This is a genomic window from Bradyrhizobium sp. T-12 (genome assembly GCF_058314695.1).
Map to the genome: position 1 here is coordinate 178,021 of NZ_JBZFQJ010000002.1, position 13,598 is coordinate 191,618.

Here is a 13,598-nt window from a genome sequence, read left to right on the forward strand (position 1 = left end):
GATCATGAAGCTTCGCGGTCGCGGTGGCCGTAAAGACGAGCGGCCGCTTCCTGCGACAGACGTCCTTCGAAGACGTCCCTCTCGATCAACGCCGCCGGTCGTTCCTTCGGGTTGCCGAGACCACCACCGCCGGGCGTATGGATCACCAGCCGGTCGCCCGCCTCGATCGTCTGAAGCCCCTTGCCGGCGATCGGCCGTCCGGACGCGAGGCCGACATAGCCCGCCCCGCCGTTCTCGCCGCCCAGGCGTCCTCGCGCCGGATTCTTGACGCGCTCGAAGGCGGCGCTGAGCCGGAACGCGGTGCCGTCGGCGTTCTCGACCTCGATGATTTGGCCGAGACCACCGCGCGTGCGCCCCGGACCGCCGCTGTCTATGCGGAGCTCCTTGCGCCAGAACACGAAGGGGATCTGCGTTTCCGCGATCTCGATTGGCATGCACTGGATGCCCGTTGGGAACGCTGTCGCCGACAAGCCGTCCTTTGTGAAGCGGGCTCCCATACCGCCGCTGGTGGTAACCGTCAACGAGTAGTTGCGCCCCTTGCGCTCTCCGACTGTGAAGGTCCCGCGCAGTGCGATATTCCACATGCACGAACTGCCCTCGGCGGGGATGCGCTCCGGCAGGATTTGCAAGAGGCAGCCAAACACCAGATCCGGCAGCATCTGGCCGATCACGTGCCGCGCTCCGACGGGCGAGGGCTTCCTGGCGTTGACGATGCAACCCTCCGGCGCGAGGACCTTCAACAGGGACAGAGATCCGGCATTGTTGGGAATGTCGTCAGCGATGGCGCAACTGATGGCGAAGGACGTGTAGGCGGTCGCGTAAGTCAAGGGAACGTTGATGCCCTTAATCACCGCGGGGGCGCTGCCGGCAAAGTCGACAACGATGCCGTCCTCGTTAATCGTCAGTGCGGCCCGGAGCGTCAGCGGCTCGTTGTAGCCGTCGACGATCATCTCGTTTCTCCAAGTTCCCTTCGGAAGCGACACGATCTCCTTAAGCACCGCTTGGCGGGAGCGCTCGAGAATGAAGTCGGCGAGCTCCGAAAGATCATCGAGGCGAAACTCTGTCATTGTCTCTTGAAGCCGCCTGACGCCGACATCGTTGCACGCCGCGAGCGAGTAGGTATCCCCGATGGTGTCGACCGGAAGCCGCGTGTTAGCTTCGATCACCGCCATGAGCGTCTCGTTGACCGTGCCGGCGTCGATTAGCTTGATCAACGGAATGTAGAGACCTTCCGCAAATACGTCCGGAGCTTCAGTCCCCGCGCCCAGCCCGCCAATGTCCATGAGATGGCTGGTGCAGGCGAACAGAGCGACACACTTGTCTTTGTGGAAGCAAGGCGTGACAACGACGAAGTCGTTGAGGTGGCCGGTTCCGAGCCACGGGTCGTTGGTGATATAGGCGTCGCCCGGCTTCATCGTTGTGGTCGGAAAGCGACCCAGAAAGTGTTTCACGGACTCTGCCATCGTGTTCACGTGGCCCGGCGTGCCGGTCACGGCCTGCGCCAACATCCGGCCGTAAAGGTCGAATACGCCGACCGAGACGTCGCCGCAGGCGCGGACTAGTGGACTGAAGGCGGTGCGGATCAGAATCTGCGCCTGCTCCTCAACGAGGGCCAGCAGACGATTCCAGAGGACTTGATGGTGGATCGCGGAATTTAGATTTCGGGTTTCGACCGCCTGTTCCGAGGCGGCGATCCGCTGCATGACGATGCTGCCGTCCCCGTCGATGGAGGCGGAGAAGCGTGATGTGATGAAGGTCGTGGTCTCGTCCTCCACGATGAGTGCCGGGCCGCGGATGGTCAATCCATTTGCCATCTGCGAACGATTGTAGGCGGGGACAACGATGGACTTCGAGGCCGTGCCATCAAAGACCTCGCGCACGCCTGCATCCGATGGCTCGCCGATGTTCCAAATGAGAGCTGTCGGTTCGACGGATTTGCGCGTCGTCGAGACAGTCACCGACCAGCTCAGGACCTCGATGGCAGCGCCCGGAATGAACCGGGTGAAGAGGCGTCCGTAGAGATCCTCAAACCATTCGCGCAGCACGGTGCCCGTCAGAGGCTTGGACCGGTCCGGCAGGACAACCGAGATTTCATGACCCTGGCCCACGTAGCGCATGTGCGCCACGCAACGCTCGACGAGCTCTGCGCCCTCGGTCTTCACCAGGGCGATGGTGTCGGCCGCCAAGGCGTCGAGAAAAGCGCCGATCTCGGCTGGATCGACGGAAGCGAGATTGACGTGCTTGCTCCGGATCAGTTCAAAGGAGATCGGCGCCTCTAGGAATCCGACCGCCGAGCCGACGCCCGCGTTGCGCGGCACGACCACCTTGCGGATGCCGACCTTCTCGGCAACCCAAGCGGCGTGCAGTGGGGCCGCACCGCCGAATGCGATCATCGTATAGTCGGCGATGGGCTCGCCGCGTTCGGCTGCGTGCACGCGGACCGCGCTCGCCATGCTTTCGCACACGGTCTCGGTGATGGCGAAGGCCGCCGTTTTGCTCGAAAGGCCGAGCTTCTTGCCAACGGCGGCGTCGAGCGCACGGGAGGCTGCCTGCGGATCGAGTTGAACTCGTCCGCCCGCGAACGCGCCGGGATCCAAGAGCCCTAGCGCGAGGTCGGCGTCGGTCACTGTCGCCCCGGACCCACCACCCGGGTAACAGGCCGGCCCCGGCTGCGAGCCCGCGCTCTGCGGACCGACGGTGACCCTGCGGAGCCGGTCGACGCCTGCGATGGATCCGCCGCCCGCTCCGATCTCGACGAGCTCGACGGCTGGGATCCGCAGCGGCAGCCCGCTGCCCTTCATAAAGCGGTGCGTCCGGTCGACCTCGAACGAGTTGGCGGTGACCGGCTCGCCGTCCTGAATTAGGCAGACCTTTGCGGTCGTACCGCCCATATCGAAAGAGACGACCCGCTTGTCCCCAAGCCTGCGGGCGCGCTGTGCGGCGTAGATCGCTCCGCCCGCGGGGCCGGACTCGACCAGCCGGATCGGATAGCGTTTGGCGGTCTCGATGGAAGTCAGACCGCCTCCGGACGTCACTAGGAAAAGCCGACCGGTGAAGCCCGCTGCCGTGAGCGCCGCCTCCATCCTTTCAAGATAGCCGTTGATGAGCGGCTTCACGTAGGCGTTGGCGGCCGCTGTTGACGTGCGTTCGTACTCCCGGATTTCCGGGCAGACGTCGGACGACATTGTGATCGACAGGTCGGGCATCTGCCCGGCGAGGAAGCGCGCGGCCTTCCGTTCATGCTCCGAATTCGCATATGAATGCAGGAAAGCGATCGCCACGCTCTCGACAAGGCTTTTCCTGAGTTTGTTGACGATTTCGGCGAGCTCCGCGAGATCCAGTTCGAGCTTGACGTCGCCCTTTGCGTCGATGCGCTCGGCCACGGTGTAGCGGCGCTCTCTGGGTATCAGCGGCAGAGGCTTGGTTAGTTGCAGATCGTACTGGTCGTAACGCCCCTCACTGCCGACTTCCAACACGTCGCGGAAGCCAGCGGTCGCGATTAGTGCCGTCTTCGCGCCTTTACGTTCGAGCACCGCGTTCGTCGCAAGCGTCGTGCCATGGATGAAGACGTCGACTTTCGAGAAGTCGAGGTTGACCGTCGCGAGAAGCTGCTTCGCGCCGTTCATCAACCCGACCTCGGGCTGCGCAACCGTAGTGAGGACCTTGCGGGTGACCCTGCCGAAGGGGCCATCGAGCACCACGTCGGTGAACGTGCCGCCGATGTCAATGGCAAGGCGGGTTTCGATCTTCTTGGTCAAGGAATGTCTCCGACAGATCCGGTGCTCATATGAGAAGCGACTTCAATGATTCCGCTTTCCGTCCGCACAATCCGACGAAGCGGTCGAATTCGTCATTGGTCAGCGTAGGCGATTTTTTGCAGTTGAGATTAAGCGTTCCGAAGATCGAGCCGTCGTGCCGATACAAAGGGAACGCAACTGTGCGCCATCCCATGACGAACTCGTCTTCCATCACGCTGTAGCCGCGTTTGCGCGCGGCCATGATCTCGGACTTGATGACTGCTTTATCGGTCTGCGTCGCCTCTGTCTGTGCGACCGGCTTCAGTTTCGCCAAGTAGGAGGTGAGCTCGTTTTCGGTCTTCTGGCCCAGCAGCACGCGACCGGCCGCGGTGCAGTAGGCGGGAAACCGCGTGCCCACCCCTAGCGATCGCGACATCAGTTGTTCGGGCATCGTGTAGGCGACGACGAGCACCTCTGCGCCGTCGAGGACGCCGACCAGACAGGATTGTCCTGTGATCCGCGAGAGCTCTTCACAGGCAGGCTGCAGCACCTGGGCGTGACCGCCGCTCGCAAGGTAGGACGTCGCAAAACGGACGACCTTTGGCGTCAGCCTGAAAGTACGACCCGAAGTCTCTGCATAGCCAAGCGTGGTCAGGGTGTGCAGGATCCTGCGGACGCTCGGCTTGGGAAGATCCGTCGCCCTTGCCAGATCGCTGATAGTCGGAGGCTCGCGATGATTGCCAAGTGTCTCGATGACGCTCAGGCTGCGCGATAGCACTTCGAGGAAATCGGGCCCGCGGCCCGCTGCCTGACGTCTTTCGGTGTCTTCGGCTCGCAACTTCGTCATATTGCATTCTCCGCGGCTGGACGGAAGCCCCGGGTCTCTGCCGCGTCGGCTACGACGATCTGCGGCGTGCAGTGATTCGGCAGGTGCCTGCATGGGTCGAAGCTGACGTCTGACAACCAGCCAAAGTCCATTTTGCGCTCGTGGCGTTCTACGAGATTACGGAGTTCACTCCTGGCGGGTTGTTGAGTTTCAGTTAATAACCAGGCCAAGCCGCGAGACAAGACTTGTCCATGCTTCTTGCGTCGCGGCGACCTCGGAGGCGGCATCACGACCAACGCTTGGCTTGCCGACGACGAAATTCTGCTTCATGATATTTTGCATCGCGCTGGTTGAAACGATCTTGGTAAAAGTCTTCTCGAGGATATCCGTTATCTCCGCGGGAAGCTTTGCCGGACCAAACAGGCCAATGAAGCCGCCTCGCCAATCGAATTCGGCAGGATAGCCCAGGTTCTTAAATGTCGGAATGTTTGCAAAGCCGTCGACTTCATCGGGCGATAGCATCGCCAAAGCTTTGACCGTACGGGCCTCGATTTGAGGCGCTATCGTGCTCATCGTGCCCATTGCGCAGGCCACTTGGTTACTCAACAGATCGTTGAGCATCGGCGCTTCGCCCTTGTAGGGCACATGAACCATCTCGAGCTTGTTATAGTCGGAAAATAGCTGCTGAAAAGCATGGCTCGTGGTGCCGGCGCCAAAAGTGCCGTATGCAAGTCTTTTGCCGCGAGCGTAGGCGACAAATTCTTCCATCGTGTTGGCGGGAGACAGGGCGGGGACCACGAGTGGCATCACGGTCCGGCCGAGCGAGCCGATCGTCGTGAAATCGTCCACCGCATCATAGAGTTTCTGGGCGGCAACGGCCGGCGCCTGTACAAGGCTCGACGAATTGAAGAGCAAGGTGTGGCCATCAGGGTTAGCGCGCGCGACCTCTAAAGAGCCAATCATGCCCCCAGCTCCCGCGCGGTTATCCACGATCACCGTCTGGCCAAGCTCGGTCGAAAGGGTTTGTCCTAGCGACCGAGACAGCACGTCGACAACGCCGCCGGCAGGGAATGGGCAGACCAACCTTATCGTTCTGGTCGGATAACTGGCAGACCGGGCAAAAGGCGCATTGGCCATGACGGCCGTCCCAATAACGCCGACGTGGAATAACCGTCGCGTAATCATGCTGTCTCCGCTCGTACGTTCAGCGTACATTTGTACGTAGTGGAGCACAGATTGCACGAGATCGTCAAACTCTAAAAACGTCGTCCCGTGCCCGCCCTGGTATGCCGACGTCGCCCGAGAATAGAATCTCGGAATCCATTTCCAGGATGAAGAGGCTGAGCGAAGTATCGAGATTACGCACAGTCCTCGCGCGCATGCCGACCTCCGCGCTGTTGGTAGGAGCGGCGATAGCGCAGCTTCTTCGCCGGTCGCTCAGATGCCGACACGATCTCGCTACAATTCCGGGATGCTGACGGAGAGGTTTGCGATGCGCCAGTCGCGTGCGGCCGGCGACAAGCTGTTCGTCGACTGCGCTGGCGACCGCGGGGGTGATCGAGGGATTCGCCGGCGAACGGCGCACCGCGCCGACATCGCGAAAGCGATCAACTTGCTGCTGAACCGGTGGGCCGCGTTCACCCGCTTCCCTCACCAACAACGCTGCTGAACAGCGCGAGGGTGTCGGCCGGCAGATGAAACTCGACCTTCGCCGGCTCAGACGCCGGTAATCACCGTGCTAGAGGGCGTCTACACGATCATCGAACCTGCAAGATGACCGATGATGATCCCAAAGCGTGGCTCTCGGACGTCCTGCGCGGCTACTTGTGCGTCCAGCCAACAGAGTCGCCGACCAGCTGCTGTGGAATTGAAGGCCTCTCAGCAAGCCATCGTCGCTCCCTGACGAGCGTTACCTGCGCTATCTGGGGTCTTCTGGATGCGCACAGAAAAATCACAGCAACGACGCATCAAAGAGCGGCCCCAGCGGAGCTTTCGATATCCGCCGATGCTTGCCTGAAGGCGCTCGCACGCTCTTTTTCTTAGATTTGCGACGTCTCCTTCAATGGCTTCGTCATCGGGAAGTTCAGTTCCGATAGCTTAAAAGGCCAAGATGAGTAGTTGTAGCAGAGCCACGTCTGAAATCCGCGGGCGAGATCGCATCATGAGCTCAGACCCGATAGCGTTGACACATCGCCAAATGATAGTATTATGCACTACTACCATCATCTTTGTGGAGCCTTTCGATGACCTCTGTGTCGACCCCCCAGCAATCTGAGGCCCTCATCGGCCTAACGATGCGTTTCGCTGAGCACGTTGCTTTGCTCAAGTTCGAGGAAATTCCCGCTGACGTCAGCAACAAGGCGAAGCTGATCCTGCGCGATGGCGTTGGTAATGAAATTGCTGCATCCGCTATCAGCGAGCCAGCAAATAAAGTCATCGAGCTTGTCAAAGAGTGGGCCGGCACGCCGCAGAGCACCATCATTGGCCATGGCATGAAAGTGCCGACGCCCAATGCTGCGCTCGTTAATGCGATGATGGGGCACGGAATCGAGCTGGACGACGCGCATGGCTCTGGATTGATAAAGGCCGGTTCCGTTCTCGTTCCGGCAGCCTTTGCAATTTCGGAACTGTCGGGCGCTTCAGGTAAAGACGTCCTCACGGCGGTTGTTGCAGGCTATGACGTGGCAATCCGAATCGCGAAAGCGATCAATCCCGGTCACCGCCAGCGCGGTTATCACACGACTGGAACCGTTTCAGCCATCGGTGCTGCTGCTATGTGCGCGAAGCTTCTGGGCTGCAATGCTGAACAGATCGCCTGGGCCATCGGATTGGCTTGCATGCAGTCGGCGGGCATTCAGTCATATCTCGACGATCCTTGCATGGCAAAACCCTTTAGCCCCGGTAAGTCCGCCTTTAACGGCGTTCTCGCGGCGATCATGGCGAGCCGCGGCTTCAGCGGTCCTAAGAAAGTGCTAGAGTCGCGCGAGGGCTTCTTGAATGCCTTCACGGACAGTGTCCGCCTCGACGACTTGCAAGACAACCTCGGCAAGCATTTCGCGATCATGGAAGTCGGATTCAAGCCACATGCGGCGTGCCGATATGCCCACGGCCCGATCGACCTCGCGCAGGATGCGTTCGCGCTCGACGGCGTGCGTCTCGACAATGTCGATCGTGTTACCGTTCATATGAGCGAGCTTGCGATTCGTCAGGCGTCAAAGCCAAAAGTTACCAACCTCAATGCGGCGATGGGCAGCACGCAATTTAGCATCGCGCTGGCGTTGGCCTCCGGAAAGAATGGCCTGAAGGAATATTGGGACGGCTACAAGCAGGCGGCTGTCCACGAGGGCATGGGGAAGATCGAGTTGCAGAAGGAGGCGGCCTATGGACTGGGCGGACGTCAGGCTCAGATCGACATCGCGCTGAAGAACGGCAAAGTCGTGACTCGCAGCTCCCTCGAGCCGAAGGGTGAACCGTCCAATCCTCTCACCTCCGACGAGCTGGAAGCGAAGTTCTTGGCGATGACGACTATGGTGATCGAAGAGAAGCAAGCACGTCGAATCAGCGACCTCATGATGTCGCTCGAAAAGCAACCCAAGGCCGATGTCGTTCCTCAAGCTGCCGTGGTGGATAATGGGCCGTCGCTTCGAGCAGCATAACGCAAACGTCGATCCGGTCATGCCGTCCGCAATGAATGCGGGCGGCGGAGATCAAATCCCGATCCGCTGCACATTTATGCGCGGGGGATCCAGTCGGGGGGGCGTGTTCCTGGACGACGATCTGCCGCAGGATGAAGTCCAACGGGCTGCCGTCCTGCTCGCGGCGTATGGATCGCCGGACGACCGCCAGATCGATGGTATCGGTGGCGCAGATCCACTGACCAGCAAGGCCGCCGTCGTGAAGTTGTCGTCGCGCCCGGATGCCGAGATCGAGTATACATTCTACCAAGTCGGCATTGATAATCCTTCGGTTTCGACAGGTGGCAACTGCGGTAACATGCTTGCCGCGGTCGGGCCGTTCGCTATCCGTCGCGGTTTGATCGATGCGGTCGAGCCAGAAACGATTGTGCGGATATATAACACCAATACTCGGCAGGTCGTGGTATCCCGCATTCCGGTTCGCGATGGTGAGCCGCTGTCAGACGGCGACTGCGCAATCGCCGGTGTGCCCGATACGGGGGCGCCGATCCGTTTAGATTTCGGCAATTGTGCCGGCGCCGTATCAGGCAAGCTATTGCCCACGGGGCGCGCTCGCGAAGCTATATCGATCGATGGCAAGACCATTGAAGTGTCACTGATCGACGCGGCCACACCATTCGTTTTTGTCAACGCGGTCGATGTCGGGGCAGTCGGCACCGAGTCGCCGGACGCGCTACGCATCAACGAAATGCTAATGTCCCGCTTGGAGCAGGTTAGGGGATGGGCGGCTGTTAAACTCGGTCTGGTGACAGATCAAGCCGAGGCCCGCACCAAAAGCCCAAACATTCCGCGTGTAATAATGGTCTCGCCGCCGAGGTCCTATTCGGCTATTGGTGGCCATGAGGTCGCGGCATCGGACATCGATATCTGCGTTCGGCAGCTCGCCATGCAGCGCCCCCACAAGGCGCTCGCCGTCACCGGTGCGGTGTGTACCGCAGTGGCCTGCTCGGTCCCGAACTCGGTAGTTGCGGCAGCCATCGGCAAGCCGTTGCAGAACGTCCGACTTGGCCATCCGAGCGGCGTGCTGCGAGTAGCCTCGAGTATCGCTCAGGGAGCAAGTGGCCCGATCATCGAGAGCGCGCAAATCGAGCGTACGGCACGGATCATTATGGATGGGGCCGTGTATATTCGCCGACGGAAGTTTGAGGAGCTGGCCGCTGCTCTGGCCAGAAAGATAGCTTGATGAGTGAGATGCAATCGCACGACGATGGCTTTGTTCCCCCCGCGCGCCAGGGGAAACCCCGCAAGCGAGGGATGACAGCGGTTATCGACTACGGTCCGGACGGCTTCGGTTGGACGGGAGAGCGAGGCGTGGCCGATCTGCTTGATTGCGCGGCCGAGTATATCGACTTCGCCAAGATCTATGCGATGAACGCACTGCTTTTGCCAAAACCGGTCGTGCAGCGGATCGTCAAACTGTACCGCGACTCGGGAGTGAACTGCTATTCAGGCGGCATTCTGTTCGAATATGCTTATCAGCGCAACGAAATCGATCGCTTCAGTAGTCATCTGTGTTCGATCGGCTTCACTTCTCTGGAGATTTCGGAAAATTACATCACGCTGAACGACAACGAGCGTCTTTCGTTCATCGAGCGCTTTCAGCGCCTTGGGCTTTCGGTTATCTACGAATTTGGGCGTAAGAACCCCGAGCAGCCGATGCGGATGGAAGAACTTGAAGGTCTCGTCACTTCGTTAACCAATCGAGGCGTCGACCATATTATCGTGGAGCAGTCCGAGATAGACATGGCTGCAAAAAGCGCGCCCGATCTGCTCAAGGCGCTGGCGGCCGCGCCTTGGTTCGAACGAATTTTGATTGAGGCTGATCCGTACCGCTACCCAAAACAACATGTCGGCCTGCTGCAGGATTTCGGCCCGGATGTCAATCTTGCCAATATCGCGCCCGGGCAGGCCCTGAGACTGGAGGGTTTGCGTCGCGGGATAGGTCGCGCTGTCAATTATTCCATTCTCGCCGAGTGATACGCTTAAGTCACAGCATCACTGCGAACAAAGTTCAGCGACGGCAAATGCGGCGCGCAGGAAATTGACGTTGTTTGCAACGTAGGGCCGAGTCCTCGGCGCATGAAGGTGGCGACGTGCTCTATCGTCGCCGCCATTCCGTGCTCCACGCTTGAATGCGTTAGGCTTAGTCGCCAGCTCGGCAGATCGCGCTGTGGTTATCTCCTTGCCAGCCAGGCTGTAGATCGTGTTATTGTCGGGTTTGGCCTCTCGCAGCATGCCGTCCACGATCTGACGTACGCACTCGGAATCTGCGGCGGCCAGCCGGTTTGACTGCGCGCGCAATGGGTGGCGGTCAGCTGCGGAACTTTTGCGAGTTCGTCCCCGTTTGCCAGATAGTGTGCTGGCCGTACTAGTGTCTCTGCACAATTATTATGACTCTTTGGAAGTGTCGGGATAGGCGCGGCCCATTTTGGCGCGGGCCCTGTCTGTCGTGAACATCCATTTGATGCGGGAGCGTGCGGCATTCCTCTGGCGTTCCCAAATGGCGATTTCGCGGCGCAGCCGCTTGGGGTCATCGATCCTGCGATCGAGGCACTGTCCCCGCAAGACGCCGATCTCGATCTCGACCATGTTGAGCCAGCTTGCGCGTTTGGGGGTGTAGTGGAACTCGAGCCGCCGCAAGATCCGTCGGGCTTCGGCAGGCGGGAACGCCTGATAGAGGGCGCCGGCAGAATGAGTCGATAGATTGTCCTGGACGACCCGGATGGTCTCGGCGTCGGATAATGGATGTCGACGAGCTCGCGCATGCATTGGGCGTAGTCTTCTGCCGCGCGCCGCTCGGTGACTTTGACCTTGCGCCAGGGACGATGCACGTCAAGCAGGACGAAGAGACTGACCGTACCGTTGCGACGATACTCGTAATCGTAACGTTTGAGCCGCCCGGGCTCGGCCGGGATTGGCTAGCGCGCCTCGCCGATGAGCTGCACCGGGCTTTCATCGAAGCACACCACCGGCCGCTCGGGATTGGACGGCTTGGCGTAAAGATCCAGCACGTCCTCCATGCGGGCGACGTATTCGCCATCGATCTGCGGAATGCACCACATGTCCTTGCGCCAGGGTTTGAGGTCATTTTCGACCAGGCGCCGCCGAACCGTCTCGTGCGACAGGCTCTTGTGCTCGGTGAGCTTGACCAGCGCACCTGCCAGCAGCTTGAGCGTCCAGCGGGCACGGCCCTCCGGCGGACCGGCACAGGCGGTGGCCACCAGCAAGGCTTCTTCCTTGCCCGTGAGTTTGCGCTCCGCCCCGGGACGCGGCTCTTCGCTCAGCGCCCGCTCCAGATTGCGTTCCACGAAGCGTCGCTTAGTCCGGTACACGGTCGAGCCGCCCACGCCGACACTTCTGGCGATCTCCTCGTCGCCGACCCCGGCATCGGCAGCCAGCAAAATCTGCGCTCGCTTGAGCTTGCGGGACGCATGCTTGCCGCCGCTGAGCAGGGTCTTGAGTTCGGTGCGCTCGACTTGGCTGAGTTTCCTTGATCGAGGCACGCACGTACAACTGAATCGGATGGCCGGCGTGAGTCCTTCGGCAAAAACCTTCACGCCCAAACAGGGGCAATACCTTGCCTTCATCCACCTCTATACGCGGCTGCACCGCAGGGCCCCGGCGGAAACCGACATGCAAGAGTATTTTCGCGTCAGCCCGCCTTCGGTTCACCAGATGGTGCTGACTCTGGAACGAGCTGGCCTAATCAGACGGCAGCCAAGGATACCCCGCGGCATCGAGGTCCTCGTTGATCCCAAGAGCCTGCCGGAGCTAATCTGACCGCCGGACGCGCAACACGTCAAAATCACTGTGCAGAGCCACTAGACCTTCCGGCTTTTTGGCTTCTCGTCGCAATGAGACGCGCTTGATCTGCGAGATTTGAAGCGCAACATTCTGAACTCGTCGACATGGCGGGAGATGTAAAGCAATTTGGAAACCAGGACCAGCAACCAGCGTTTGATATCATGTGAGATCTCGATCATGCTTTGATCTGCGACGAATGGCGCAAGACGCTCTTAGAAGCCAGCTGCGCTCTGAGTTAGCTCAGCAAAAATTGTATCGTACGCTTCACATGACCAACCGAAGTTGCTTTCCGTTTTAACAATGGGAATGCCGATGGGAGCATATGCATTGTGCTGGCGCTTACTCACGCTGCCGTCAAGGGACAGGGCGAGGTCAGCGGTACCGCACTTTGGCCGATAGCCCGCGGCCCTCCCATGGCCGAAGCGGTTCGGTTTCTTTGCCAGGATATACGACAATGCAATAGGGCGCATGCACTAGACACCTTCGAGGTTTCGGCAACCCCCTTCCGCATTGATAATGATGCGAGCAGAGCCAGAAGCAGGATCGCCCGCTTGCTCAACGCTCCTGTCGCTTCGCTGGCTGCGCAAGCACCCTTACAGATCCTGACCGCACTGATCGCCGACGTCTGCCTGTCCGGTTACACGGAAAGGAAGGACCTGCGCTTGCCGAGGACCGCACCAACCTGTCCGAGCCGGACTCAAAGCTGCACCAGCGATTTTAGGCAATCCACGACTACTCGGATTCGGAGTTCGTGAGGAGAACGTCGCGCCTTTCATGCCATAACGCCGGAGGACATTCAGCGGCGTCTATGCCAACGCGATGAAGGAAACCCACTGACCTTCCTACACCAACTAAGCGGCGCTGCTGTCGAGGTCGAACTTCACGACGGGAGCTCGCCGAACGTCGAACCGACACCTTCATCAACCTCGAGCTCAAGACGGTGGAGAATCCTGCTACTTCTCTGAATTGCAAGTCCAGGGCCAAGCCAATAGAGCAAATCTTCCTGGTATTTCCACGGCTTCCGCAACTTAAGCCGGACCAGGAGGCGGCGCAATCGCGCTTTGGCAGGTTTGTGAGCTTGCGGACCGGGTCGACGCCAGGATCGTGCTGTGGACCACGGGCGCGAACGTCTACCCCTACTATAAGCATCCGGCCTTATGCAGCTGCACCATATGCCCTATGACCCAAGCATGGCGTATTTCCGCCGCGAGCCGATCGCGGCGGATGACAGGATGGTGGATCTGGGTGGCAGAAAGTCAAAAAGGCGCATCCATTCGGCAACCGGTAATCCTAATCGACTCAGCAGTCTTAGCTCTGGTCAGCCTCGAGACGATCCGAGTTCGCGACTTGCTCATGATGGTGCGACGCATCTTCCAGCACGTATCGTGGTAGGGAGCTTTCATATCCTCGTGAACGCAGCGGACACTGTTCAGTTACACACCGCGCTGTCGCCGCAGAAGAAGAGAGCAAAACGGTCCCGTTCTAGGCCGCGCTCTTCTTGATCGATATCGATCATTGTAGCCGATGCTGCAAAGG

At 60.0% G+C, this 13,598-nt stretch carries 7 protein-coding genes and 1 pseudogene; 4 read left to right on the forward strand and 4 right to left on the reverse strand.

The annotated features are described in order from the left end of the window. Window positions 1-2: 2 nt before the first annotated feature. The 3 genes from AC0WRY_RS35115 to AC0WRY_RS35125 form a co-directional block, all read right to left on the reverse strand. Window positions 3-3,758, reverse strand: a complete 3,756-nt coding sequence (locus AC0WRY_RS35115; RefSeq protein WP_128958244.1) for a hydantoinase B/oxoprolinase family protein — start codon at window positions 3,756-3,758, stop codon at window positions 3-5. 25 nt (window positions 3,759-3,783) lie between these two features. Beyond that, window positions 3,784-4,584: an IclR family transcriptional regulator domain-containing protein gene (locus AC0WRY_RS35120; RefSeq protein WP_164933829.1), complete on the reverse strand. Its 801-nt coding sequence runs from the start codon at window positions 4,582-4,584 to the stop codon at window positions 3,784-3,786. 189 nt (window positions 4,585-4,773) lie between these two features. Next, window positions 4,774-5,700, reverse strand: a complete 927-nt coding sequence (locus tag AC0WRY_RS35125; RefSeq protein WP_164933830.1) for a Bug family tripartite tricarboxylate transporter substrate binding protein — start codon at window positions 5,698-5,700, stop codon at window positions 4,774-4,776. Between the two features lie 355 nt (window positions 5,701-6,055). On the opposite strand from AC0WRY_RS35125, the gene AC0WRY_RS35130 reads away from it, so the two are divergent. From AC0WRY_RS35130 to AC0WRY_RS35145, 4 genes are all read left to right on the forward strand, one after another. Next, window positions 6,056-6,232 (forward strand): hypothetical protein, encoded by a 177-nt coding sequence (locus AC0WRY_RS35130; protein ID WP_164933831.1) that lies wholly within the window; start codon window positions 6,056-6,058, stop codon window positions 6,230-6,232. Window positions 6,233-6,806: 574 nt separating this feature from the next. After that, window positions 6,807-8,219, forward strand: a complete 1,413-nt coding sequence (locus AC0WRY_RS35135; RefSeq protein ID WP_128929697.1) for an MmgE/PrpD family protein — start codon at window positions 6,807-6,809, stop codon at window positions 8,217-8,219. Continuing rightward, window positions 8,164-9,441: a 2-methylaconitate cis-trans isomerase PrpF family protein gene (locus tag AC0WRY_RS35140; protein ID WP_206733161.1), complete on the forward strand. Its 1,278-nt coding sequence runs from the start codon at window positions 8,164-8,166 to the stop codon at window positions 9,439-9,441. The genes AC0WRY_RS35135 and AC0WRY_RS35140 overlap by 56 nt, the downstream gene beginning before the upstream one ends. Beyond that, entirely contained in the window at window positions 9,441-10,235 is a 795-nt protein-coding gene (locus AC0WRY_RS35145) for a phosphosulfolactate synthase (protein WP_206733162.1), read from the forward strand. Before AC0WRY_RS35140 ends, AC0WRY_RS35145 begins: the two co-directional genes overlap by 1 nt. A 411-nt stretch (window positions 10,236-10,646) precedes the next feature. Here the strand turns inward: AC0WRY_RS35145 and AC0WRY_RS35150 are convergent. After that, window positions 10,647-11,761 (reverse strand): annotated as a pseudogene (locus AC0WRY_RS35150) (IS630 family transposase). Window positions 11,762-13,598 lie beyond the last annotated feature (1,837 nt).

Coding starts and splice junctions, on each gene's coding strand:
- AC0WRY_RS35120 (WP_164933829.1), bottom strand. CDS start 4,584: ATGACGAAGTTGCGAGCCGAAGACACCGAAAGACGTCAGGCAGCGGGC.
- AC0WRY_RS35125 (WP_164933830.1), bottom strand. CDS start 5,700: ATGGCCAATGCGCCTTTTGCCCGGTCTGCCAGTTATCCGACCAGAACG.
- AC0WRY_RS35130 (WP_164933831.1), top strand. CDS start 6,056: ATGCGCCAGTCGCGTGCGGCCGGCGACAAGCTGTTCGTCGACTGCGCT.
- AC0WRY_RS35135 (WP_128929697.1), top strand. CDS start 6,807: ATGACCTCTGTGTCGACCCCCCAGCAATCTGAGGCCCTCATCGGCCTA.
- AC0WRY_RS35140 (WP_206733161.1), top strand. CDS start 8,164: ATGTCGTTCCTCAAGCTGCCGTGGTGGATAATGGGCCGTCGCTTCGAG.
- AC0WRY_RS35145 (WP_206733162.1), top strand. CDS start 9,441: ATGAGTGAGATGCAATCGCACGACGATGGCTTTGTTCCCCCCGCGCGC.